The organism is Allobosea sp. 117 (assembly GCF_000702305.1).
Lineage (GTDB): Bacteria > Pseudomonadota > Alphaproteobacteria > Rhizobiales > Xanthobacteraceae > Ancylobacter.
Genome location: NZ_JNLC01000018.1, coordinates 126,986 through 150,121, shown reverse-complemented (window position 1 = coordinate 150,121; position 23,136 = coordinate 126,986). Strand labels below are relative to the sequence as shown.

Annotated in this window: 28 protein-coding genes; 11 read left to right on the top strand and 17 right to left on the bottom strand. The window is 67.4% G+C overall.

The genetic code is table 11. The features are described from left to right. Positions 1-210 precede the first annotated feature (210 nt). The 4 genes from U742_RS0120750 (at position 211) to rpsD (ending at position 4,170) form a co-directional block, all read left to right on the top strand. The gene (locus U742_RS0120750) at positions 211-1,041 is read left to right on the top strand and encodes an RNA methyltransferase (protein WP_029356575.1); all 831 of its coding nucleotides are present in this window, start codon (positions 211-213) and stop codon (positions 1,039-1,041) included. Between the two features lie 163 nt (positions 1,042-1,204). After that, positions 1,205-2,044, top strand: coding sequence for a glutamate racemase (murI, locus tag U742_RS0120745; RefSeq protein WP_029356573.1), 840 nt, complete (start codon positions 1,205-1,207; stop codon positions 2,042-2,044). Positions 2,045-2,185: 141 nt separating this feature from the next. After that, on the top strand, positions 2,186-3,361 hold the full coding sequence (locus tag U742_RS0120740) for a lytic murein transglycosylase (protein WP_248310453.1): 1,176 nt from the start codon (positions 2,186-2,188) through the stop codon (positions 3,359-3,361). A gap of 191 nt (positions 3,362-3,552) precedes the next feature. Beyond that, entirely contained in the window at positions 3,553-4,170 is a 618-nt protein-coding gene (rpsD, locus tag U742_RS0120735; protein WP_029356568.1) for a 30S ribosomal protein S4, read from the top strand. 77 nt (positions 4,171-4,247) lie between these two features. Here the strand turns inward: rpsD and U742_RS0120730 are convergent, their stop codons facing one another. The 8 genes from U742_RS0120730 to purC form a co-directional block, all read right to left on the bottom strand. Then, positions 4,248-4,640, bottom strand: coding sequence for a DUF1801 domain-containing protein (locus U742_RS0120730; protein ID WP_029356566.1), 393 nt, complete (start codon positions 4,638-4,640; stop codon positions 4,248-4,250). A gap of 125 nt (positions 4,641-4,765) precedes the next feature. Beyond that, positions 4,766-5,104 carry a Grx4 family monothiol glutaredoxin gene (grxD, locus tag U742_RS0120725; protein WP_029356564.1) on the bottom strand — a complete coding sequence of 113 codons (339 nt, stop codon included), beginning with the start codon at positions 5,102-5,104 and terminating at the stop codon, positions 4,766-4,768. Between the two features lie 135 nt (positions 5,105-5,239). Further along, positions 5,240-5,476 (bottom strand): BolA family protein, encoded by a 237-nt coding sequence (locus U742_RS0120720; RefSeq protein ID WP_029356562.1) that lies wholly within the window; start codon positions 5,474-5,476, stop codon positions 5,240-5,242. 12 nt (positions 5,477-5,488) lie between these two features. Beyond that, entirely contained in the window at positions 5,489-7,699 is a 2,211-nt protein-coding gene (purL, locus tag U742_RS0120715) for a phosphoribosylformylglycinamidine synthase subunit PurL (protein WP_029356560.1), read from the bottom strand. 40 nt (positions 7,700-7,739) lie between these two features. Beyond that, positions 7,740-8,438, bottom strand: coding sequence for a phosphoribosylformylglycinamidine synthase subunit PurQ (purQ, locus tag U742_RS0120710; protein WP_029356558.1), 699 nt, complete (start codon positions 8,436-8,438; stop codon positions 7,740-7,742). Then, positions 8,435-8,671, bottom strand: coding sequence for a hypothetical protein (locus tag U742_RS0120705; RefSeq protein WP_029356555.1), 237 nt, complete (start codon positions 8,669-8,671; stop codon positions 8,435-8,437). Before U742_RS0120705 ends, purQ begins: the two co-directional genes overlap by 4 nt. 33 nt (positions 8,672-8,704) lie before the next feature. Then, the gene (purS, locus tag U742_RS0120700) at positions 8,705-8,947 is read right to left on the bottom strand and encodes a phosphoribosylformylglycinamidine synthase subunit PurS (RefSeq protein ID WP_029356554.1); all 243 of its coding nucleotides are present in this window, start codon (positions 8,945-8,947) and stop codon (positions 8,705-8,707) included. Between the two features lie 108 nt (positions 8,948-9,055). Then, the gene (gene purC, locus U742_RS0120695; RefSeq protein ID WP_029356552.1) at positions 9,056-9,868 is read right to left on the bottom strand and encodes a phosphoribosylaminoimidazolesuccinocarboxamide synthase; all 813 of its coding nucleotides are present in this window, start codon (positions 9,866-9,868) and stop codon (positions 9,056-9,058) included. A gap of 291 nt (positions 9,869-10,159) precedes the next feature. On the opposite strand from purC, the gene U742_RS0120690 reads away from it, so the two are divergent. The 3 genes from U742_RS0120690 (at position 10,160) to U742_RS0120680 (ending at position 12,156) form a co-directional block, all read left to right on the top strand. Next, on the top strand, positions 10,160-10,483 hold the full coding sequence (locus U742_RS0120690; RefSeq protein ID WP_029356550.1) for a DUF1476 domain-containing protein: 324 nt from the start codon (positions 10,160-10,162) through the stop codon (positions 10,481-10,483). Positions 10,484-10,502: 19 nt separating this feature from the next. Then, entirely contained in the window at positions 10,503-11,294 is a 792-nt protein-coding gene (locus U742_RS0120685) for an HpcH/HpaI aldolase family protein (protein ID WP_051661386.1), read from the top strand. A gap of 193 nt (positions 11,295-11,487) precedes the next feature. Beyond that, complete coding sequence (locus U742_RS0120680) at positions 11,488-12,156, top strand: SH3 domain-containing protein (protein WP_051661385.1); 669 nt, start codon at positions 11,488-11,490, stop codon at positions 12,154-12,156. A 103-nt stretch (positions 12,157-12,259) separates the two neighbouring features. Here the strand turns inward: U742_RS0120680 and purB are convergent, their stop codons facing one another. Beyond that, positions 12,260-13,567 (bottom strand): adenylosuccinate lyase, encoded by a 1,308-nt coding sequence (gene purB, locus U742_RS0120675; RefSeq protein ID WP_029356546.1) that lies wholly within the window; start codon positions 13,565-13,567, stop codon positions 12,260-12,262. A 148-nt stretch (positions 13,568-13,715) separates the two neighbouring features. On the opposite strand from purB, the gene U742_RS0120670 reads away from it, so the two are divergent. Then, complete coding sequence (locus tag U742_RS0120670; RefSeq protein ID WP_029356545.1) at positions 13,716-13,985, top strand: DUF3303 domain-containing protein; 270 nt, start codon at positions 13,716-13,718, stop codon at positions 13,983-13,985. A gap of 9 nt (positions 13,986-13,994) precedes the next feature. Here the strand turns inward: U742_RS0120670 and rpe are convergent, their stop codons facing one another. Further along, entirely contained in the window at positions 13,995-14,681 is a 687-nt protein-coding gene (gene rpe, locus U742_RS0120665) for a ribulose-phosphate 3-epimerase (protein WP_029356544.1), read from the bottom strand. Positions 14,682-14,842: 161 nt separating this feature from the next. Here rpe and U742_RS0120660 point away from each other — a divergent pair, with 161 nt between their 5' ends. Next, the gene (locus tag U742_RS0120660) at positions 14,843-15,172 is read left to right on the top strand and encodes a hypothetical protein (protein ID WP_029356543.1); all 330 of its coding nucleotides are present in this window, start codon (positions 14,843-14,845) and stop codon (positions 15,170-15,172) included. Positions 15,173-15,265: 93 nt separating this feature from the next. Here U742_RS0120660 and U742_RS0120655 read toward each other — a convergent pair whose 3' ends face one another. The 4 genes from U742_RS0120655 to U742_RS0120640 form a co-directional block, all read right to left on the bottom strand. Then, complete coding sequence (locus U742_RS0120655; protein ID WP_029356541.1) at positions 15,266-16,120, bottom strand: glycine betaine ABC transporter substrate-binding protein; 855 nt, start codon at positions 16,118-16,120, stop codon at positions 15,266-15,268. Positions 16,121-16,191: 71 nt separating this feature from the next. Then, a complete protein-coding gene (locus U742_RS0120650) occupies positions 16,192-17,046 on the bottom strand; it encodes an ABC transporter permease (protein WP_029356539.1) in 855 nt (284 codons plus the stop codon). Positions 17,047-17,055: 9 nt separating this feature from the next. Further along, positions 17,056-18,264, bottom strand: coding sequence for a quaternary amine ABC transporter ATP-binding protein (locus U742_RS0120645; RefSeq protein WP_029356537.1), 1,209 nt, complete (start codon positions 18,262-18,264; stop codon positions 17,056-17,058). An 87-nt stretch (positions 18,265-18,351) separates the two neighbouring features. Further along, entirely contained in the window at positions 18,352-19,356 is a 1,005-nt protein-coding gene (locus U742_RS0120640; RefSeq protein WP_029356536.1) for a P1 family peptidase, read from the bottom strand. Between the two features lie 137 nt (positions 19,357-19,493). On the opposite strand from U742_RS0120640, the gene U742_RS0120635 reads away from it, so the two are divergent. Together U742_RS0120635 and U742_RS23305 are read left to right on the top strand one after the other, a co-directional pair. After that, positions 19,494-20,225, top strand: a complete 732-nt coding sequence (locus U742_RS0120635) for a cytochrome c biogenesis CcdA family protein (protein ID WP_029356534.1) — start codon at positions 19,494-19,496, stop codon at positions 20,223-20,225. A 30-nt stretch (positions 20,226-20,255) separates the two neighbouring features. After that, positions 20,256-20,648 (top strand): hypothetical protein, encoded by a 393-nt coding sequence (locus U742_RS23305; protein WP_156034297.1) that lies wholly within the window; start codon positions 20,256-20,258, stop codon positions 20,646-20,648. 66 nt (positions 20,649-20,714) lie between these two features. On the opposite strand, the gene U742_RS0120630 is transcribed toward U742_RS23305, so the two are convergent. From U742_RS0120630 to U742_RS0120620, 3 genes are all read right to left on the bottom strand, one after another. Then, the gene (locus tag U742_RS0120630; RefSeq protein ID WP_029356532.1) at positions 20,715-21,815 is read right to left on the bottom strand and encodes a branched-chain amino acid ABC transporter substrate-binding protein; all 1,101 of its coding nucleotides are present in this window, start codon (positions 21,813-21,815) and stop codon (positions 20,715-20,717) included. Positions 21,816-21,944: 129 nt separating this feature from the next. Then, on the bottom strand, positions 21,945-22,316 hold the full coding sequence (locus tag U742_RS0120625) for a DUF6867 family protein (RefSeq protein WP_051661402.1): 372 nt from the start codon (positions 22,314-22,316) through the stop codon (positions 21,945-21,947). 106 nt (positions 22,317-22,422) lie between these two features. Further along, positions 22,423-23,136 carry an ABC transporter ATP-binding protein gene (locus U742_RS0120620; RefSeq protein WP_248310447.1) on the bottom strand — a complete coding sequence of 238 codons (714 nt, stop codon included), beginning with the start codon at positions 23,134-23,136 and terminating at the stop codon, positions 22,423-22,425.

Sequence of the window (23,136 nt, the reverse complement as noted above, 5' to 3'; positions counted from 1 at the left end):
CATCCGCTGCGCCGACTTTAGGTAAATCGTGAGGATCCGAGGCCCGTCGCGGGCGATTTTCCGGCAATCGGGAAGTCCTTCCGTATCAACGGCTTGACGTCGCCGGCTCCAAACCGCGGCGCGGTTCGCGGAAATTGCGCCCGCGACCGGTGGGGCGCTTCGCAAGCGGACCGCGCGCGGCTATATCAGCGGGCTTTGCGGAGGGGCGACATGCCGGGCGCGGGAACCGACAGCACGAAGGCGTGGGCCGAGGGCGGACCGGTGGTCATCCTCGTCGAGCCGCAGCTTGGGGAGAACATCGGCTCGGCCGTGCGGGCCATGGGCAATTTCGGGCTGTCGCGGCTGCGGCTCGTCAATCCGCGCGAGGGGTGGCCGAACCCCAAGGCCGTCACCTTCGCCTCCGGCGCCGACCGCATCCTGGAGGGCGCGGAGCTCTTTCCCGACCTGCGCTCGGCGATCGCCGACCTGAAGTTCGTCGCCGCCACTACGGCACGCGAGCGCGGCATGGCCAAACCCGTGCTCGGGGCGGACGCGATGGCGGCCGAGGTGGCCTTGCGTCTCGCCGGCGGCGAGGATGTCGGCCTGCTGTTCGGGCGCGAGCGCACCGGCCTCTACACCGAGGAGGTGTCCCTGGCCGACGCCATCCTGACACTGCCGGTGAACCCGGCCTTCGCCTCGCTCAATCTCGGCATGGCGGTGGCGATCGTCGGTTATGAATGGTTCAAGCTCGCCTCGCAGGGCGCCTTGCCCTTCGCGCCGCCGGATCGCTCGCCGATCGCCGACAAGGCGGACCTGCTCGCCCTGTTCGACCATATCGAGCGCGAGCTCGACGAGGCGGCGTTCTTCCGCTCACCGGAGAAGCGCCCCTCCACCACGCGCAACATCCGCAACATCTTCCACCGCGTCGGCCTGACCAAGCAGGACCTCGCGACCCTGCACGGCATGATCACCGCTCTGGTCGAGGGCAGGGAAGGGCGCATGGCGCGCCGGGCCGCGCGTTTCGAGCGCAAGGGTGCGAAATCCCCCGAAGCCGAGGACTGACCACGCGATTTTTCCGCCACAGCTCTGCGCGGAAACGCTCCGTTCACCAAGACGCGCCACAATGCCGCCTGGGATGGGGGACATGACGATGCGTATCGAGACTTCACCCGCTTCCGGTTTCGGCCCCGCGCCGTCCACCGGGCCGAGCTTCGGGCTGTCATCCGTGTCGTCGCATACGCCCGCCACCGCGCTTCGTCCGCCCACCATCCTCGTCTTCGATTCCGGCCTCGGAGGCCTCTCGGTGTTCCGCGAGCTGGCCCGGACCCGGCCGGATGCCCGCTTCGTCTATGCGGCCGACGATGCCGGCTTCCCCTATGGCCGGCTCTCCGAGGACGAACTGGTGCGGCGCGTGCTGGCGGTGGTCGGCGCGCTGATCGCACGGCTCGATCCCGACGCGGTGGTGATCGCCTGCAACACGGCCTCCACGCTGGTCCTGCCGGCGCTTCGGGCCCGCTACACTATTCCGTTCATCGGCACCGTGCCGGCGATCAAGCCGGCCTGCGAGGCCTCCCTCACGCGGCAGGTCAGCGTGCTGGCGACGCCGGGTACCGTGAAGCGCGACTATACCCAGGCGCTGATCCGCGATTTCGCCGGCGACTGCCGCGTGACGCTGGTCGGCAGCACCAACCTCGCTACCATGGCTGAGGCAGCGATGGCGGGCGACGAGGTGCCGGACGCCGCCTTCGCCGCAGAGATCGGCCCCTGCTTCGTGCGCGAGGTGCGCGCGCGCACCGACACCGTGGTGCTCGCCTGCACGCACTATCCGCTGGTGCTCGACCGGCTGAAGCGCGCCGCGCCATGGCCGGTGCGCTGGGTCGATCCGGCGCCGGCGATCGCACGTCGCCTTGGCTCGCTGCTCGGCCCCGTCGCCTTCTCGGCGAGCCCGGCGCCGCTGCGGCTGTTCTCCACCGGCCATCCGCTCGACGCGGCGCTGGTCGGTCACATCGTCGAGCGCCCGGTGCGCGCCGGCGAACTCATCGAGGCGATGCCCGTAGTCGCCTGACGCGCAACACGCGTCTTGCCGCCGCCGCGATCCACCCGCAATGTGTCGCAAGGTGAGGTGCGTGCGGGTGCATTGGTGATTCCGAGCTCTGCTGAATCCGTCTTCGACCGTCGGTCGCTGCTGGCTGGTGCCGGCGCGCTACTGCTGGCCGGGAGCGGAGCCTTCGCGCAATCCGCCAAGCAGTCCTTTCCGGCCTGGGTCGAGGGGTTCCGCGCCCGCGCGCGGGCGCGCGGCATTTCCGACGCGGTCTATGATCGGGTCACGCGGACGCTGAAGCCCGACATGAGCGTGTTCGCCAAGGAAAGCGCACAGCCGGAATTCCGCGAGGAGCTCTGGCAATATCTCAACCGCCGTATCTCGGAATGGCGCCTCGTGACCGGCCGGGCGGCGGCGAAGAAGCACGCGGCGCTGCTGAAGCGGCTGGAGGCCGACTACGGCGTCGCGCCGGACGTTCTGCTCGGCCTATGGGGCATGGAGAGCGCCTTCGGCGAACTGGTCGACGATCCGGATCACATGAAGCCGGTCTTCGCCTCGCTCGGCGCGCTCGCCTGGGGCGAGCCGCGACGGCGCAAATATTGGGAGACCGAGTTTCTCAACGCGCTCGTCATCGTGCAGCGCGGCTGGGCGACGCCGGAGGAGATGCGGGGCTCCTGGGCCGGCGCCATGGGCCATACGCAGTGGATGCCGGAGGTCTGGCTCAATGTCGGCACGGATTTCGACGGCGACGGGCGCATCTCGCCCTACGACGTCGACGACGCGCTCGCCGGCAGCGCCATTTACCTGATCAAGCGCGGGCGCTATCAGCGCGGCATCCCGTGGGGCTTCGAGGTGACCATGGCCGGCCTGCCGGACAAGCTTGCGGACGCGCGCACCGTGCGCACCGTCGAGGTATGGCAGGGGCTCGGCGTGAAGCCGGCGGCTGGCCGCTTCGCTTATCCCAAGGCTTCCGCCCGGCTGTGGGCGCCGGTCGGCACGGACGGACCGTGCTTCCTGCTGACCCAGAATTTCTACGCGGTGAAGTCCTACAACCCGTCGATGAACTACGCGCTCGCGGTCTGCCATCTCGGCGACCGGGTACTGGGAGACCCTCCGTTCAAGACGCCGTTCCCCGGCGGGGAGCGGGCGCTGACGCTGGCCGAGGTGCAGGAAGTGCAGAAGCGCCTCACCGCCGCCGGCTTCGACACCGGCGGCACGGACGGACGGGTCGGCAACATGACGATGCGCGCCGTGCGGAACTTCCAGGAGAAGGTGGGCCTCGCCCCCGCCGACGGCTATGCCAGCCTCGACGTGCTGGATGCGCTGAGGAAGGGGCGCTGAGGCGCCCGGCTCTTGACCTTCCGCGCTTTTCCGCCTATGCACCGCCTCCTCGCGGGACTGGAAACGGTCCCGCGTGACGTTTCACGCACCCGTGGTTCTGTCCGGCGCGTTCGGACAGTGCCTGTCGACCCCGAGAGGGGGAGAGGAGGGGGCGCGATCCAAACCGCAACCGATGCGAAGAGGACCAGCGCATGAGCAAGCGCGTTTCGGCCAAGCACAAGCTTGACCGCCGTATGGGCGAGAACATCTGGGGCCGCCCGAAGAGCCCCATCAACAAGCGCGAATACGGCCCCGGACAGCACGGCCAGCGCCGCAAGGGCAAGCTCTCCGATTTCGGCGTGCAGCTGCGCGCCAAGCAGAAGCTGAAGGGCTACTATGCCTCGATCGGCGAGAAGCAGTTCTATTCGGTCTATGTCGAGGCCTCGCGCCTCAAGGGCGACACCGGCGCCAACCTGATCGGCCTCTTGGAGCGCCGTCTCGACGCGGTCGTCTACCGCGCCAAGTTCGTGCCGACCGTGTTCGCCGCCCGCCAGTTCGTGAGCCACGGCCACGTGAAGGTGAACGGCCGCCGCGTCAACGTCCCGAGCTACCAGGTGAAGGTCGGCGACGTGGTCGAGGTGAAGGACGCCTCCAAGCAGCTCGCCCTCGTGATCGAGGCAGCCGCCTCCGGCGAGCGCGACGTGCCGGACTATCTTGAGGTCGACCACTCCAAGATGACCGCCAAGTTCGCCCGCGTGCCGGAGCTGAATGAGGTTCCGTATCCGGTCGTGATGGAGCCGAACCTGGTCGTCGAATATTACTCGCGCTGATCTTTTCGGATCGCCGATACGAAAAGCCGCCCCAATGGGCGGCTTTTTTGTTGCTGTATTCAGCCTCGCAGCGGCGATCACCGCGCTTTGGCTCTGTTCAGCTTCACAGCCGAGCGGATGAGCGCCTTGAAGGCGCCCGCGTCGATATGGTCGCCCGCGTGGAGGTCGAGGGCGCGCCTCAAATTGCCGTCGAGGCTGGCGTTGAACAGCTTGGAGGGGTCATCGAGCGAGGCGCCCTTGGCGAAGGTCAGCTTGACCACGTTCTTATAGGTCTCGCCGGTGCAGATGATGCCGTCGTGCGACCAGACGGGCACGCCGCGCCATTTCCATTCCTCGACGACGTCGGGATCGGCCTGCCGGATGAGCGCGCGGACATGGGCGAGCATCGCGCCCCGCCAGTCGCCGAGTTCGCTGATCCGCGCGTCGATGAGCTGGGAAGCGGTCTCCTGTGGAGGCGAGTTCTTCGTCACGCGGCCTGAACTCCCTGTTCCGTCGCCGAGAACGGAAAGGCTAGAACGTTCGTTCTGGTCATCCGTTCAAACGAAAACGGGGCGCCGAAGCGCCCCGCAATGCATGTCGGTCGGCACGGGAAGGCTCACGCCGAGGCGCGGCCCATCACCGGCACGCCCTTCTCCTCGAGCAGGGTCTGCAGCTCGCCCGACTGGAACATCTCACGGACGATGTCGCAGCCGCCGATGAACTCGCCCTTCACGAAGATCTGGGGGATGGTCGGCCAGCTCGTGAATTCCTTGATGCCCTGGCGCATCTCGTCGGAATCGAGGACGTTGATACCCTTATAGTCAACGCCAAGATGGTTCAGGATCTGCACCACCTGACCGGAGAAGCCGCACATCGGGAATTGCGGCGTGCCCTTCATGAAGACGACGACGTCGTTGCTCTTCACCTGGCTGTCAATGAAATCGTGGATGCTCATGTGGCGCCTACCCCGTCTCAGGCTCCGCGCGGGAGCCAGTGTCCTGTCGATCCATAGGTGAGGACGCGAGCCGCGCCGTTCAACCCTTGCCATCACAATAACGCAAGCCCGGCGCGCTGTCGCCGGGCGGCCGGATCAGCTCTTCGGCACTTCGGTCTGTAGAGCGAGAGCGTGCAGCACGCCGCCCATCTGCTCACCGATCGCCTTGTAGACGAGCTGGTGCTGCTGCACGCGCGACTTGCCGCGGAACGCCTCGCTTACCACCGTCGCGTGGTAGTGATTGCCGTCTCCCGCAAGATCGCGGATGACGATCTCAGCGTCCGGCAGCCCGGCGCGGATCAGCCGCTCGATCTCGGATGCTTCCATGGCCATGGTCCGACTCCCTCACATGCGGCCCGCGCCCATATAGATGGGCAGCCATGCCTCGTGCCGCTCGCGCAGCGCGTCGACGATGATCGGGCGTTCGCCCGGCAGGTTCAACCGGTCGCCGCCGGTCGAGCCGAGTTTGGCGATCGGGATGCCGGCGGCCTCGGCGCGCTTCAGAATAGCGCTCTTGGCGGAGGCGGTGGTGACCACGTAGCGGGCCTGATCCTCGCCGAACCAGAAGGCATGCGGGTTCATGCCGGCCGGCGGCCCGATGAGCGTCGCGCCGATGCCGGAGGCCATTGCCATCTCGGCGAGCGCGACCAGAAGGCCGCCGTCCGAGACGTCATGCACCGCGGTGACGAGGCCCTCGTCGATCAGCGCGCGCACGAAGTCGCCGTGCTTGCGCTCGAGCGCGAGGTCGACCGGCGGGGGCGCGCCGTCCTCGCGGTTCAGGATCTCGTAGAGGAAGGCCGACTGGCCGAGCCAGCCGGTAGTCGCGCCGATGACGAGGATGGTCTCGCCCGAATCCTTGAAGGCCAGCGTCGCCATCTTCTCGACGTCGGTCAGCACACCGACGCCGCCGATGGTCGGGGTCGGCAGGATGGCCCGGCCGAAGGTCTCGTTGTAGAGGCTGACATTGCCGGAGACGACGGGGAAATCGAGCGCCCGCGCGGCTTCCGCGATGCCGCGGATGCAGCCGACCAACTGGCCCATGATCTCCGGCTTCTCGGGATTGCCGAAATTGAGGTTGTCGGTGAGCGCCAGCGGGCGGGCGCCGACGGCGGTGATGTTGCGCCAGCATTCCGCCACCGCCTGCTTTCCGCCCTCGAAGGGGTCGGCCTCGCAATAGCGGGGCGTGACGTCGGTGGTCAGCGCGAGAGCGCGCGGGCCATCCTCGACGCGCACCACCGCCGCGTCGCCACCAGGGCGCTGCACGGTGTTGTTGAGGATGAGATGGTCGTATTGCTCCCAGATCCAGCGCTTGGAAGCGAAATCCGGCGAGCCGATCAGCCGTTCCAGCGCCCCCGGCACGGTGGCCGAAATGGAGAGCGAGGCGGGATCGATGCGCTGCTGGCGCGGCGTCTCGGTCCAGGGGCGGTCATAGAGGGGGGCCTCGTCGCCCAGCTCCTTGATCGGCAGGTCGGCGACGACCTCGCCCTTGTGCTTCACCACGAAGCGCAGCGTGTCGGTGGTGTGGCCGACGATGGCGAAGTCCAGCCCCCATTTGCGGAAGATGGCTTCCGCCTGCTCCTCCTTGCCCGGCGCGATGACCATGAGCATGCGCTCCTGGCTCTCGGAGAGCATCATCTCATAGGCGCTCATGCCCGCCTCGCGGCAGGGCACGTTGTCGAGGTTCAGCTCGATGCCGAGGTCGCCCTTGGCGCCCATCTCGACCGCCGAGCAGGTCAGCCCAGCCGCGCCCATGTCCTGGATCGCGACGACGCAGCCGGCGGCCATGATTTCGAGGCAGGCCTCAAGCAGCAGCTTCTCGGCGAAAGGATCGCCGACCTGCACGGTCGGGCGCTTCTCCTCGGCGCCCTCGCCGAACTCGGCGGAGGCCATGGTTGCGCCGTGAATGCCGTCGCGGCCGGTCTTGGAGCCGAGATAGACGACGGGAAGCCCGACGCCGGTCGCCTTGGCGTAGAAGATCTTGTCGGCCTCGGCGAGGCCGACCGCCATGGCGTTGACGAGGCAGTTGCCGTCATAGCGCGTGTGGAAGCCGACGAGGCCGCCCACCGTCGGCACGCCGAAGGAATTGCCATAGCCGCCGATGCCGGCCACCACGCCACCGACGAGGTGGCGGGTGCGCGGATGCGTCGGGTCGCCGAAGCGCAGCGCGTTGAGCGCCGCGATAGGGCGCGCGCCCATGGTGAAGACGTCGCGCAGAATGCCGCCGACACCCGTCCCCGCGCCCTGATAGGGCTCGATATAGGAGGGGTGGTTGTGGCTCTCCATCTTGAAGACGGCGGCGAGGCCGTCCCCGATGTCGATCACGCCGGCATTCTCGCCCGGGCCCTGGATGACCCACGGCGCCTTGGTCGGCAGCCCGCGCAGATGCAGGCGCGAGGACTTGTAGGAGCAGTGCTCGTTCCACATGGCCGAGAAGATGCCGAGCTCGGTGAAGCTCGGCTCGCGGCCGATCAGCTTCAGAATGCGCTCGTACTCGTCCGGCTTCAGCCCATGCTCGGCGACGAGCTCGGGGGTGATCTTCGGTTCGTTGGGGATCATGCGACCGCCATCATCTCAATTTCGGGGGCGTGGGCAGGCCTCAGGCCCGCTCCAGCACGCTCGCAAGGCTCTCGAACAGCGGCCGGCCATCGGTGGAGCCGAGCAGCGGATCGACATGGTTCTCGGGGTGCGGCATCAGGCCGAGCACGTTCAGCTTCTCGGAGGCGATGCCGGCAATGGAGTTGGCGGCGCCGTTCAGCACCTGCTCGTCGTCGCGCTGGCCGCTCGCCGTGACATAGCGGAAGATCACGCGGCCATCGCCCTCGAGGCGGCGCAGCGTCTCGGCGTCGGCGGTGTAGTTGCCCTCGCCATGGGCGACGGGGAAGCGGACGATGGCGTTCTTGGCGTAGCGGCGGGTGAAGGGCGTGTCGATGCGCTCGACGCGCAGCAGCGCCTCGCGGCAGATGAAGCGCAGCCGGGCGTTGCGCACCAGCACGCCGGGCAGCAGGCCGCTTTCGCATAGGATCTGGAAGCCGTTGCAGATGCCTAGCACCAGCCCGCCTTTGGCGGCATGGGCGTGCACCGCCGGCATGATGCCGGCGCGGGCAGCGATGGCGCCGCAGCGCAGATAGTCGCCATAAGAGAACCCGCCCGGCAGGACGACGAGGTCAGTGCCGGGGGGCAGCTCGCTGTCGGCGTGCCAGACGATGTTCGGCTTGGTGCCGCAGATGCCGGCGATGGCGCGAGCGACATCACCCTCGCGATTGGAGCCGGGAAACAGGATGACGGCGGATTTCATGGAGCGAGCGGGCTTTCGGTCAGTTCGAGCCGACGTTCAATGCGCTCGAGGCGCGTGTCCTGACGCGTGAGGGCCGAATATATGTTCTGGGTATCCTGCTGCATGGCGAGTTGGTGGGTGCGGATCGCCTGAAGCTCCTGCTTCACTTCATCCATCTTGTCTTCGAGCTTCCCCAGACGATCCGGCATCGCCTTGAGCACCTCGTAGATCAGCTCACTGGTAACTTCAGCCATCGCGAGCGCCTTTCCCGAGCGGAGCCTAGGATATCATCCGACGAACTCGATGCGGTAGCTCTCGATCACCGTATTGGCGAGCAGCTTCTCGCAGGCATCCTTCAGAGTCGCCTCGGCCTTGTCCTTGTCGGCGCTTTCGAGCTCGACGTCGAACACCTTGCCTTGCCGCACGCTGGCGACACCCGGCACGCCGAGCGAGCGCAGCGCGCCCTCGATGGCCTTGCCCTGCGGATCGAGCACGGCGGATTTCAGGGTGACGAGGACACGCGCCTTCATGGTGCTTCTCTTCGGATAGGCTTCGGGCAAGCTCGGGATCAGGCTTGAAAAACGAAGCGGGGGCCTTCCAGCCCCCGCCTATCATCGGGCCGCACGCGGCTCAACGTTTCATTTGCTGGGCTCGGCGGACTTCACCAGAACCGGGCCGGTGCCCTGCGGGCGCTCGCCTTCGGACATGATGCCGAGCCGGCGGGCGACCTCGGAATAGGCCTCGACCAGCCCGCCCATGTCGCGGCGGAAGCGGTCCTTGTCGAGCTTGTCGTTCGACTTGATGTCCCACAGCCGGCACGAGTCCGGGCTGATTTCATCGGCGACGACAATGCGCATCATGTCGTTCTCCCAGAGGCGGCCGCATTCCATCTTGAAGTCCACAAGACGGATGCCGACGCCGAGGAAGAGGCCGGACAGGAAGTCATTGACGCGAATCGCCAGCGCGATGATGTCGTCGATCTCCTGGGTGGTGGCCCAGCCGAACGCCGTGATGTGCTCTTCCGACACCATCGGGTCGTTGAGCTGGTCGTTCTTGTAATAGAATTCGATGATCGAGCGCGGTAGTTGGGTGCCTTCCTCGATGCCGAGGCGGGTCGACAGCGAGCCGGCAGCGACGTTGCGCACCACGACCTCGAGCGGGATGATCTCGACCTCGCGGATGAGCTGCTCGCGCATGTTCAGGCGCTTGATGAAATGCGTCGGGACGCCGATTTCATTCAGCTTCTGGAACACATATTCCGAGATGCGGTTGTTCAGCACACCTTTGCCGTCGATGACGTCGTGCTTCTTGTTGTTGAAAGCGGTGGCGTCATCCTTGAAATGCTGGATCAAAGTGCCGGGCTCGGGTCCTTCGTAAAGGACCTTCGCCTTACCTTCGTAAATGCGGCGGCGGCGGCTCATGGGTGGGTACCGTCGATTGAGGAAATCCATCGTGCCGGGGCTCCGGTTCTAACTGGTCCACGGCTTTGGGCGCCGAGCTTTGAGGCGGCGTGACGTGCTCCGTCGATTCGTGTCGCATTGCACAAGCGCCCACCGCCGGACACTAGCCGATCGGCGGTCGGGATACAACGCGATGGCCGCGTGGCTGCCATGGGTGCTATGGTCGCTCTTACCGGCGTCACATTGACGTAGGGGCCGGTTGGCTAGGTTGACGCCGTTGATTTGGTGTCGGCTGCGCGATAATCAAGCCGGCGATCCGTGACATCACAAGCGTGAGGCTCAATGAGCACGTTCGACAACCGTGAAGACGCGTTCGAGGCCAAATATGCCCATGACGAAGCCTTGAAATTCAAGGCTCACGCACGTCGCAACAGGATGCTCGGCCTGTGGGCGGCCCAGAAGCTCGGCCTGACCGGCGAGGCGGCCGACGCCTATGCGCGCTCGCTGATCGAGGCCGACCTTGAGGAGGCCGGTGACGAGGACGTCTACCGCAAGCTCAAGACCGACTTCGACGCCAAGGGGCTCGACGTTTCCGAGCATCGCATCCGCCGGACGATGGACGAGTTCCTCATCGAGGCCAAGGAAGCGTTGAAGCAGGGCAACTGAGCGTCGGCGGGGGCGGGGCATGTCGGTCAACCAGTCCGCGGAGGCCGGGCCTCTCGCGCTTGCAGGGCGTCTGCGCGGCGGTGCGCCGGTTTTCGCATTCTGGTCGGTCGTGCCCAGCCCGCAGATGGCCGAGGCGATTGTGCGCTCGGGCTATGGCGCGGTCGTCCTCGATGCCCAGCACGGGCTCTATGATTTCGCCGCGATCGAGCAGGCGGTTCCGGCGATCGCGACCTTTGGCGGCAGCGCGATCGTGCGCCTGCCGCTCGGCGCCATCGCGCTCGGGGCGCGCGCGCTCGATGTGGGCGCCGCGGCGATCATCGTGCCGATGGTGAATACCGCCGAGGAGGCGCGCGCCGTCGTCGCCGCCCTGAAATATCCGCCGGTCGGCGGACGCAGCTTCGGCCCGCTGCGCGGCATGGCGTTCTCCGGGCTGGACCGCACGTCCTATGTCCACCGCGCCAACCACCTCACTCCCGTCTTCGTGATGATCGAGAGCGAGACGGCGCTGCGCAACCTCGACCAGATCGCCGCCGTCGACGGCATCGACGGACTCTTCGTCGGACCCAACGACCTTGCCGTGTCGCTCACCCGCGGCCATGCCACCGATCCCGCGCATCCTTTGGTGACTCAGGCGGTGGAGAAGGTCCGGCTGCAATGCGTGCGGCACGGGCGCATCGCCGGCATCTACGCCAACACGCCGGAACTTGCCCGGGACTATGTCGCGCGCGGCTATGCGCTGATCGCTATGGGCAACGAGATCGCCTTCGCCTCTGCCGGTGCCGCCGCCGCGCTGGAGCGGGCCGGGGGCTGAGGCCTCGGTCCATGGCATAAGCCCTCCGCGGATCGGGCCTCGCGCGGGCTGGCGCCGTGGCATACGCCTCCCCATGTCATCCAGCGTCAAATGATCGGGCTTGCTTGCGGCGGATCAGAGCGCCGCGGGCCGGCGTGTTTGAAATATGCATCATGTGCCGCCTCGCTGGTGCGGCCGCGCGTGGGAGGTGACAATGAGTGCGATGAAATCCCTGGGGCTGGCGGCCGGCCTGCTCATCGGCGGCACGGTGGCCGCTGCGGCTTGGCCGGCGACTGTCACGGCGGACGTCAATGTCCGCAGCGGACCGGGCACGAAATATCGCGTCGTCACCTCTCTGCCAGCGGGCACCCGCGTCGACGTCGCGAGCTGCGGCGGGAGCTGGTGCCGTATCGGCGGCGGCTATGTCAGCGCGCGCTACCTGTCGCGCGGGCGCGGCACCAGCGTCGTGGTGCGCCCCTCGCAGAGCTACTTCTACAACGACTATTACGACGGCGGATATGGCTACGGCTATTACGCCGGCCCCGGCTATTGGGGGCCCGGCTACATAGGCGGCCCCGGCTATTGGGGCCCCGGCTACTGGGGGCCGGGCTATTGGGGCGGCGGCTATTACCGCCCGAACTATCCCCCTTCCTCGGGTGGCGGCAAGCCGCCGCCCGGCTGGAGCGGTGGTTCGCCCTCCGGCGGTCCGCCGCCCGGAATGCGGCCGCCGCCGAGCTATCGCCCGCCGTCCATGAGTGGCGGTCCGCGTCCCGGCGGGCCGTCCGGCGCGCCGGCCTATCGGGCCAGCGGAGGCGGGGGCGGCCCCTCGGGTGGGGTCATGTTCCGTCCTAGTGGCGGGCCGGCCGGCGGCATGAGGCGCTGAGTCGGAACAACGACTTAGCGGTGCGGGCTGAGAGAACGATTCCGGTCCTTGCAGTATCGATTCAAGGCCTTGAGAAACGGAATCGGCGCGTTCACGCGTCGATTCACGCGCGACCGAAGACCCGCCGGAAGATCGTGTCGACGTGCTTGAGGTGGTAGCCGAGGTCGAATTTCTCGGCGATCTCCTCCGCGCTCAGATATTTGCGGACGTCGGCATCGTTGGTCAGCAGCGTCTGGAATTCGCCTTCGCCGCGCCAGACCGGCATGGCGTTGCGCTGCACCAGCCGGTAGGCGTCCTCGCGCGATGCGCCCTTTTGCGTCAGCGCCAGCAGCACGCGCTGCGAATGGACGAGGCCGCCGAGGCGGTCGAGGTTCTTCCGCATGTTCTCCGGATAGACCATCAGCTTCTCGACCACGCCGGCGAGCCGGTTCAGCGCGAAATCGAGCGTCACCGTCGCATCCGGGCCGATCATCCGCTCCACCGAGGAATGCGAGATGTCGCGCTCGTGCCAGAGCGCGACGTTCTCCAGCGCCGGGGTCACCATGCCGCGCACGAGGCGGGCGAGGCCGGTGATGTTCTCGGTGAGCACGGGGTTGCGCTTATGCGGCATGGCCGAGGAACCCTTCTGGCCTTCGGAGAAGAACTCCTCCGCCTCCAGCACCTCGGTGCGCTGCAGGTGCCGGATCTCGATCGCCACGCGCTCCATCGAGGAGGCGACGACGCCGAGCGCGGCGAAATAGGCGGCGTGGCGGTCGCGCGGGATGACCTGCGTCGAGACCGGCTCGACCTTCAGCCCCATCCTGGCCGCGACATATTCCTCAACGCGCGGGTCGACCTGCGCGAAGGTGCCGACCGCGCCGGAAATCGCGCAGGTGGCGACCTCTTCGCGGGCGGCGACAAGACGGGCGCGGTTGCGCTGGAACTCGGCATGTGCCTGCGCGAGCTTCAGCCCGAAGGTGGTCGGTTCGGCATGGATGCCGTGCGAGCGCCCGATGGTCGGGGTCAGCTTGTGCTCGAAGGCGCGCGTCTCCAGCGCCGTGAGCAGGCGATCGACGTCCTTGATCAGAATGTCGGCGGCGCGCACGAGCTGCACGTTGAGGCAGGTGTCGAGTATGTCCGAAGACGTCATGCCCTGATGGACGAAGCGCGCCTCGGGGCCGACGATCTCGGCGAGGTGCGTCAGGAAGGCGATGACGTCGTGCTTGGTGACCGCCTCGATCTCATCGATGCGGGCGACGTCGAAGGTGGCGTCCTTCGCCTTCTCCCAGATCTTCGCCGCCGCCTCCTTCGGCACCACGCCGAGCTCGGCCAGCGCATCGGTGGCGTGCGCCTCGATCTCGAACCAGATGCGGAAGCGGGTCTGCGGCTCCCAGATGGAAGCCATCTCGGGACGGGTATAGCGCGGGATCACGGGCGGCTCTTTCGACGGACGGACTGGATGGCGCGGATTAGCAGATAGGCGGGTTCGGGACAAATGCCGCGCGGCGGCACGATGTGCTTGAATGGGCCTGCGCGCCCGGCGCGCACCTCAGCGGTCTCAACCATCTGCAGGGCCACCTATGCTGTTCATGGTGATCGAGCGTTTCCGCGACCAGAACGCCAAGGCGGTCTATCGCCGCTTTCGCGAGCAGGGCAGGCTCATGCCCGATGGCATCGCCTTCGTGGATAGCTGGGTGACGGCTGATCTCGGCCGGTGCTTCCAGCTTATGCAATGCGACGACGTTACGCTGCTGCAGCGCTGGGTGGCCGAATGGGCCGATCTCGTGGAATTCGAAATCCTGCCGGTGACGCCGGGTCGGGACACCGGTGCGGCGCTGGCGGCGAGCTGATCGCCCGCCTCAGACCAGCTCGCCGCGTGCCTGCGCGGCGGCGTCGCGGATGGCGGCGATGTTGCCGGCATAGGCTGCTGCGCCGCCCTTGAACGCCGCCGATCCGGCGACCAGCACGTTGCCGCCGGCCCGGGCGCAGGCCGCCGCGTTGTCTTTGGTCACCCCGCCGTCGATCTCGATGTCGATCGGCCGGTCGCCGATCATCGCCTTGATGCGGGCGATCTTCTCCAGCATGGGCGCGATGAAGGCCTGCCCGCCGAAGCCCGGATTGACCGTCATCACCAGCACCAGGTCGACGTCGTCGAGCACGTTCTCGATGGCGCTGGCGGGTGTCGCCGGGTTGAGCGCCACGCCTGCTCGTCTGCCGAGCCCACGGATCGCCTGCAGCGAGCGGTGAAGATGCGGGCCGGCCTCGGCGTGGACCGAGATGAGGTCGGCGCCCGCTTTGGCGAAGGCCTCGAGATAGGGATCGGCCGGCGCGATCATCAGATGCACGTCGAAGAACTTCGCGCTAAGCGGACGGATGGCGCGCACCACCTCCGGGCCGAAGGAGATGTTCGGCACGAAATGCCCGTCCATCACGTCGATATGGATCCAGTCGGCGCCGGCCTCGTCGATGGCGCGGACTTCCTCGCCGAAGCGCGCGAAGTCGCTGGCGAGGATCGAGGGGGCGATGATCAGTGGGCGATGGGTCATGTCGGTCTCCGGCGCGGGCCTAACATGCGCGCTCAAGCGCCGCAATCCGGCCCGCGAAGCGCAGAGCGCCGATGCCCTGCACCTTGGGTTGCAGTACAATTGCGAGGGGCCGCGGGGGTTCGATTCGATGCGGCTTCGCTCGGGAACAAGGAGAAGGTCGCATGAAGAAGACGAGCCTGTTGCTGGCCGTCGCTCTCGTCTCCGGCGCGGGTGCGACGCTGCCGGTCAGGGAAGCCGGTGCGTGGGTGGCGTGCGGGCCGGCGGGCTGTGCGGCCGGGCGGCCGCGCGTCTATGCTCCGCCGCGTGGCGTGGTGGTGGTGACGCCGCGGCGCTATTGGCGGCCGGGTGGAGCCATCGCGGCCGGCGCGGCGATCGGCTTCGTTGCCGGCGCCGCCGCGGCCTCGCTGGCGGGACCGCCGCCGCAGCCGGGTTATTGCTGGTACTACACCAACCCGCAGCGCACGACCGGCTTCTGGGACGTGTGCCCCTGACCGGGTGGCCTGCGGACGGTCGATACGAAAAGGCGGCCGGAGCGATCCGGCCGCCTTTCTCATGTCAGGGACGGATTCGGCGCCCCGGCCGGCTCACTTCGACCAGGCGTCGACCTTGGCCTTGTTGGCGGCGACCCATGCCTTGGCGGTCTCGACCGGATTGGCGCCGGGCTTCTCATTCTCCACCATCACCGCCTGCTCGTCGGCCAGCGACAGCGCGAAGTTGTCGAGGATCTTGTAGGCCTCGGGCGCCTCGGTCTTCAGCTTGGTGGAGACCACGGTGTTCACCGTCTCCTCGCCGCCGAACACGCCCTTGGGGTCCTCGAGGTACTTCAGGTCCCAGGTCGCGAACATCCAGTGCGGCGTCCAGGTGGTGATGACGATCGGCTCCTTCTTGCCGTAGGCGTCCTTCAGCGCCGCTACCATGGTGGCGTCCGAGCCTTCCACCAGCTTCACCGGCAGGGCGTATTCCTTGATCGCCTTCTCGGAAGCCTTCATCAGGCCGGCGCCGGGATCGATGCCGATCACCTTGCCGCCGAACTTGGCGGGATCCTTCTTGATGTCCTCGATGGTGGCGATGTCGACATAGGTCGGCACCGCCCAGCCGATCTTGGCGCCGGTGACGTTCGGGCCGAGATTGTCGACCTTGTCCTTCAGCTTGGCATAGTAGGCGGCGTGGGTGCCCGGCAGCCAGGCGGCGACCATGGCGTCGGCCTCGCCGCTCGCCACCGCCTGCCACATGGCGGCGCCGGAGAGCGGCACGATCTTGACCTTGTAGCCTTTGTCCTCGAGCGCGGTCTTCACGATGTTGGTCGCTACGACGGCGTCCGACCACTCGACATAGGCGATGGTGAGGTCCTTCTTCTCCGCATGCGCGGCGCCGATAGCGAGGCCGAGCGCGGCAGCGCCGGCGGCGGCGGATTTCAGGAAGGAAGCGATCTTCGACATCTCGTCAGTTCTCCAATCTCGGGAAGTTCGGTTTCGGGCCGGAAGTCGTTGATCCGCTTCCGGTTTGGCTGTCAGGCGGTGTGCTTGTCCATGCGCATGCGCCGGGCGACGTACTGGGTGATGCGATCGAGGATGACGGCGAGCACGACGATGGCGATGCCCGCCTGGAAACCCTGGCCGGCCTCCAGCCTCTGGATCGCCTTCCACACCTCGCCGCCGAGGCCGCCGGCGCCGATCATGGCGGCGATCACCACCATGGAGAGCGCCAGCATGATGGTCTGGTTGATGCCGGCCATGATGGTGGGGATGGCGAGCGGAAGCTGCACTTTGAACAGCTTCTGCATCTTGCTGGAGCCGAAGGCGTCGGCGGCCTCCACCAGCTCCGGCGGCGTCTGCATGATGCCAAGCGCGGTGAGGCGGATGGTCGGCGGCATGGCGAAGACGATGGTGGCGAAGGCCGCCGAGACCGCGCCGAGGCCGAAGAACGGAATCGCCGGGATCAGATAGACGAAGCTCGGCATGGTCTGCATCATGTCGAGCACAGGACCGACGACACGCCAGAAGCGCTTGCTCAGTGCCGCGCCGATGCCGATCGGGATGCCGATCATCAGCGCGAACAGCGTCGACACCAGCACCAGCACCAGCGACTGGAGCGTGGCGCGCCACAGTTCCAGGTTCCACAGGAAGGCGAAGCCGAGCACGCTGAACAGCGCGATGCGCAGCGTCGTCAACCGCCAGATGATGAGGCCGAAGGCCACCATCACCAGCCACGGCGGCAGCGCGACAAGGAAATCAGTCGTCGCCTCGATGCCGGTGCCGACCACGGCGCTGATGGCGCGGGTGACGCTGGAGAAGTGCTCGGTCGCCCATTCGAGCGCGACGTCGCACATCTCGGCGAGGGGGATGCGGGGGATCTCGAACTCCATCGCGTCCTCCTACCGCGCCGTACCGGCCGACGACCCGTTGCGCCGGGCGAGCGCCTGCACGAGGTCGGTGTTGGTGATGACGCCGCGCAGATGCCGGTCCGGTCCGACCACCGCGATCTCGCCGCGTCCGGAGGCCAGCTTGGCGACGGCCGAGGTCAGCGTCGCGCTCTCGACGACGCAGGCATCCTGGTCGGAGAGCAGCAGTCTGATCGGCGTGGTGCCAGCGCCACGCAGGGTCGGCGCCTCGACGGTGCCCTGGAAGCGTCCCTCGTTGCAGACGACGGTGACGGCCGGATCGCCGGACTGTTCCAGTCGGCCGAGCGCCTCGTCGGCGGTGGTGCTCCATTCGGCGACGCACGCGGCCTCGCGCATAGCGTCACCCGCCGTCACCACGCCGAGCACGTCGATATGCTCGACGAAACGGCGCACATAGTCGTCGGCCGGATTGGCAAGGAAGTCGGCGGCGAAGCCCTGCTGGACGATGCGCCCGTCCTTCATCAGCACGATGCGCCCGCCAAGTGCGATCGCCTCGTCGAGGTCGTGCGAGACGAAGACGATGGTCTTCTTGAGCCGCTTCTGCAGGGTGACGAGCTCGCCCTGCATGTCGCGGCGGATCAGCGGGTCGAGCGCGCTGAAGGCCTCGTCCATCAGCAGCACGTCCGGGTCGAGGGCGAGGGCACGGGCGAGGCCGGCGCGCTGCTGCATGCCGCCGGAGAGCTGCGAGGGGAAATGCTGGTCCCAGCCCTTCAGGCCGACCTGCTCGATGGCGGCGAGCGCTCGCTCGGTGCGGATGGCGGGGGCGACATTCTGGATCTCGAGGCCGTATTCGACATTCTTGAGGATGGTGCGGTGGGGGAACAGCGCGAATTGCTGGAACACCATGCCGAAGCGGGTGCGGCGGAAGGCGAGCAGGTCCTTCTCGGACAGCGCGGTGACGTCGATATCGTCGACCAGCACCTTGCCGGCGGTCGGCTCGACCAGCCGGTTGATGCAGCGCAGGCAGGTCGACTTGCCGGAGCCCGACAGGCCCATGACGACGAGGATCTCGCCCTCGTTCACGTCGAAGTTCACGTCCTGAAGGCCGACCACCGCGCCGGTGGCCGCGAGAATCTCCGCGCGTCCCTTGCCCTGCTCGAGCAGCCGGAGCGCGGGCAGGGGATTTTCGCCGAAAATCTTGGTCAGTCCACGAACTTTGATACGCGGCTGTGCTTCGCTCATGCGCCCCTCTTTATGAGGGGAGTGTCGGGCGCATGGCTGCTCTGCCGATTGTACATATGCGACGGCGCCGGCCAGTGAGGCGACAACTCAGGCCGGGGCGTGCTCCGGCCAGCGGTCGCGCCATGCCGGCACGGCACCAGGGTAGGGGAGAGCGGTTGCCTCATAGACGGCGCGGGCACAGGCGCGGGCGAGCGTGACCTCCGCGGCGATGCCGAGAAAGGCGAGGCCGTGGACCGGATCGGTGAGCGGCCTGCGGGCGGTGGCGGCGGCGAACACCGTGTCGCCTTCGAGCGGGGTGTGGACCGGCCAGATGGCGCGCACTAGGCCGTCATGCGCCATCGCCGCCATGCGCTTGCACTGCGCCTTGGTCAGCGCCGCGTCGGTGGCGACCACGGCGAGCGTGGTGTTCGCACCGGCCGGCAGGCTCTTCAGCGCCGGGCGCGCGCCGAGGGCGGGGAAGGGGGAGGGCAGGCCGAGCCCGCCGAACTCGCCCTCGCGCTCGAAGGGCGCGGCGAAGAAGTGCGGGCCTCCCGGCACCACCGCCGAGCCCGCCGCGTTGACGGCCACCAGCGCGCCGACCGTATGGCCGCTCGCCGTCACCATGGAGGCTGAGCCGAGCCCGCCCTTAAGGCCGGCCGTAGTGGCGCCGAGGCCGGCGCCGTGGCTGCCGAGCGCAAAGTCGAGCCCGGCCGCCTCGGCCGCCGCATAGCCGAGCTCGCGATAGGGCGGGAAGCGGCCCCAGTTCTTGTCGCCGCCGTTCAGCAGATCGAACAGGATGGCACCGGGGACGATTGGCACCCGCGCGCCGCGGACCTCGAAGCCGACGCCGCGCTCGGCGAGCAGCGCCATAACCCCGGCCGCCGCCTCGAGCCCGAAGGCAGAGCCGCCGGACAGCATGAGGGCGTCGACGGCGCCGACGGTCGCATCGGCCGCCAGGAGATCGGTTTCGCGCGTGCCCGGGCCGCCGCCGCGCACATCGACCGAGGCGACGGTCGGCGCGTCGAACAGGATCGCGGTCACGCCCGAGCCGATGGCGAGGTCGCCCGCATGGCCGACCCGCAGCCCGTCGACGTCGGTGATGAGGTTGCGCATCTCTTCAGCCTGCCCCGGTTGGAGCGCCGATGCCTATCACATCCCGGCGATGGGCGGAGCCGCCGCATTGCCTTCGCCGGCCCGGCCTGCCATGCAGCCATCATGTTCGGGCTCCCGAACGGCAGGTAGGGACCAGAATGGCCGACGTCACGCTTCCGGCAGCCTTCGCCGCGGGTCTCGCGAGCTTCGTCTCGCCTTGCGTGCTGCCGCTCGTCCCGCCCTATCTGTGTTATCTCGCCGGCACCAGCCTCGACCAGATCACCCACAAGGCGCCGACCGACGCGGCAGCACGGCGCACGCTGGGCGCGGCGCTCTTGTTCGTCGCCGGCTTCTCGACCGTGTTCGTGGCGCTCGGCGCGGGCGCTTCGGTGGTGGGGGGGTATCTGCGGCTCTACTCGCAGGAACTTGCGATCATCGCCGGCGTCTCCATCCTGCTGATGGGCCTCCATTTCCTCGGCGTGTTCCGGTTCGGATGGCTCAGCACCACCAAGCGGGTGCATGTCGACGCGCCGGTAGGCCTCGCCGGCTCCTATGTGATGGGGCTGGCCTTCGCCTTCGGCTGGACACCCTGCATCGGGCCGGTGCTGGCGGCGATCCTCGCGGTGGCGGCCTCCGAGCAGACGCTGGCGCATGGCGCCGGTCTGCTCGCCATCTATTCGGCCGGGCTCGGCGTGCCGTTCCTGCTGGTCGCGGCGATGGCGCGCCCGGCGCTCGGGCTCCTCGTCCATGCGCGGCGCTACCTGCCGATGGTGGAGAAGGCGATGGGCGGCCTCCTGGTGCTCACCGGCATAGGCTTCCTGTCCGGCTGGATCGCCAATGCGAGCTTCTGGCTCTTGGAGACGTTTCCGGCGCTGGCGCGGCTGGGGTAGCCTCGCCAGTCCGAGCCGCCGAGGGCCGCCGTGTTGTACCATCTCTATTACAGTTGCGAGCCGATCGAGGCGTTCGTGGCCCGAGAGGGCATGAATGTCTTCCTGTTTCGGATCGCTGATTTTCAGCTGGAACCGGTGGCGAAGCATCCGCTGAGACTTCCCCTCGACCACAGCAACGCGCTGCTTGGTACCCGAGGAGGTCTTCTTGGCTGTGTATCGGTGGATAACGACTGCGTGCGGCAGCGTGCGCGGGACTTCTTCGCCGCGACGGCGAGTGAATGCTCAAGAGACGATTTCCTCGTCATCCCCTATGCCAATGGCGGCCTCGTTACGGCCTGCCACTCATCCATGCCGTTTCACCAGAATCCAGATGCCAGACAGGCGGATTGGTGGGAGCCGGATCATCGTCTGCACCCCAAATAAAAACCCGCCGGATCGCTCCGGCGGGTTCTTGATCGCATCAGGCGCCAGGCGCGATGGAGCTTCAGCTCACATCTCGGTGTAGCCGCCGTCCTTCCAGACATAGAGGACGTAGTCGAGGTTGGTGCGGTCGCCCTTCTTGTCGAAGTTCAGCTTGCCGAGCACCGTGTCGAAGGTCGCGCCCGAGTGGATGTACTCGGAGACCTTCTTGGTATCGACCGACTTCACCGCTTCTGCAGCCTGCTGGATGACCTGGCCGGCAGCGTAGGAGTAGAGGACGTAGCCTTCCGGATCGATGCCCTTCGCCTTGAAGGTCTCGACGACCTTGGCGGCGGCCGGGTTCTTGCGCGGATCCGGGCCGAATGTCATCAGCGTGCCCGCGGCGCCGGGGCCGGCGATGGTCCAGAATTCCTTGTCGGTGATGCCGTCACCCGAGAACAGCACGGTCTTCATACCCTGGTCGCGCATCTGGCGCACCAGCAGGCCGGCTTCGGTGTGCAGGCCACCATAGTAGAGAATGTCGACGTTGGCTGCCTTGAGCTTGGAAACAAGCGCCGAATAGTCCTTCTCGCCGGGGTTGATGCCCTCGTAGAGGACTTCCTTCACGCCGGCCTTGTTCATGGCCTTCTGCGTCTCGTCGGCGAGACCCTTGCCGTAAGGGGTCTTGTCGTGAACGATCGCGACCTTCTTGTCCTTCAGGTTCTTCACGATGTACTCGGCGGCGACCGCGCCCTGCTGGTCGTCGCGGCCGCAGGTGCGGAACACGTTGGTGAGGCCGCGCTCGGTCAGCTTCGGATTGGTCGAGGCCGGGGAGATGGCCACCACGCCCGCTTCGGCATACTGCTCGGAAGCCGGGATCGACACGCCCGAGTTGAAGTGTCCGATCACGAACTTGACGCCGTCCGAGATGAACTTGTTGGCGACCGACACGCCCTGCTCGGGTTTGGAAGCATCGTCACCGACGAAGAGTTCGACCTTCTGGCCGAGGATGCCGCCCTTCGCGTTGACGTCCGCCACCCACTGCTCGGCGCCGTTCTTGAGCTGCGCGCCGAAGGTGGCGTTCGGGCCGGTGATCGGGCCGCCGACGCCGACTTTCACCTGTGCCGACGCCGGAGCGGTCAGCGCCATCGCGGCGCCGAGCGCAATGCCGGCAAACAGAAGCTTCTTCATGAAAGATCCCCTAAGTGGTTCTGAGGTTCGAACTTACGCAGCCGGTCCGGCGCGGCATTCGCCCCACCAGACCATCATGCCCTTTTCCACGCCGGAGTCGACGGTGATCCGAATCATGGTGAAGCGGATTCACGCAACGTCCGGCGAGGGTTTGCCCTCCGTCCCCGCCTTCCAGCCGAAGCGGCCGGCCTTGCCGTAGAGCCAGCCGTAGCGGGTCGACATCTGCGCCGCCCGCTCGGCGCGGAAGCCCAGCGTGGAGACGGCGGCCAGGAAAGCGGTGTCGGTAAGGAAGTAGTGCAGCGAGAGCAGCGTGCCCTCGAACAGCGCGAAGTGGAAGAAGCGCACCACGCAGCCGAGCAGCACGGCATAGAAGATGGCCTGTCGGTAGGGGCGCCAGGTCGAGGCGATGGCACGGCCCGAGAGCCAGGCCGCGCCGCCGCCGAGGAACAGGGTGATCAGCGCGAAGTCGCCGCGCGAGACCTCGACCACGAGATCGGGCAGGAAGAGGAAGGCGGCGACGACGGCCGCGACGATCGCGAAAGGCAGCAGCACCGCGATCGCGCGGGGCGAGCCGTCGGCGATGGCGGTGCCGGATTGCGTGACCATCTCAGTGCCTCCCGCCTTCGAGATAGGCGGCACGCACCTCCGGCCGTTCGAGCAGCTCGCGCCCCTCGCCGGACATGGTCACCAGCCCGTTGACCAGAACATAGCCGCGATGGGCGAGCTTGAGCGCGTGGAAGGCGTTCTGCTCGACCAGGAACACGGTCAGCCCCTCGGTGCGGTTGAGCTCGCGGATGGCGTCGAAGATCTGCTTGACGATCAGCGGCGCGAGGCCGAGCGAAGGTTCGTCGAGCATGAGCAGGCGCGGGCGGCTCATCAGCGCGCGGCCGATCGCCAGCATCTGCTGCTCGCCGCCGGACAGCGTGCCCCCGCGCTGGTTGATGCGCTCCTTGAGGCGGGGGAACATGGTGAAGACGCGCTCGAGGTCATTGTCGAAATGCGCCATGCCGTCGATGGAGGCGCCCATCTGAAGGTTCTCGAAGACCGTCATGCGCGGGAAGATGCGCCGTCCCTCGGGGGACTGGGCGATGCGCAGCATGGCGATCTCGTGCGTCGGCATCTTGGTGATGTCGCGCCCCTCGAACAGGATGGCGCCTTCGCGGGCGCGCGGCTGGCCGAAGATGGTCATCATCAGGGTCGACTTGCCGGCCCCGTTGGAGCCGATCAGCGTGACGATCTCGCCCGCATTGACGTCGATGTCGACGCCCTTCAGCGCCATGATGTTTCCGTAGAAGGTCTTCACGCCGCGAACGGACAACAT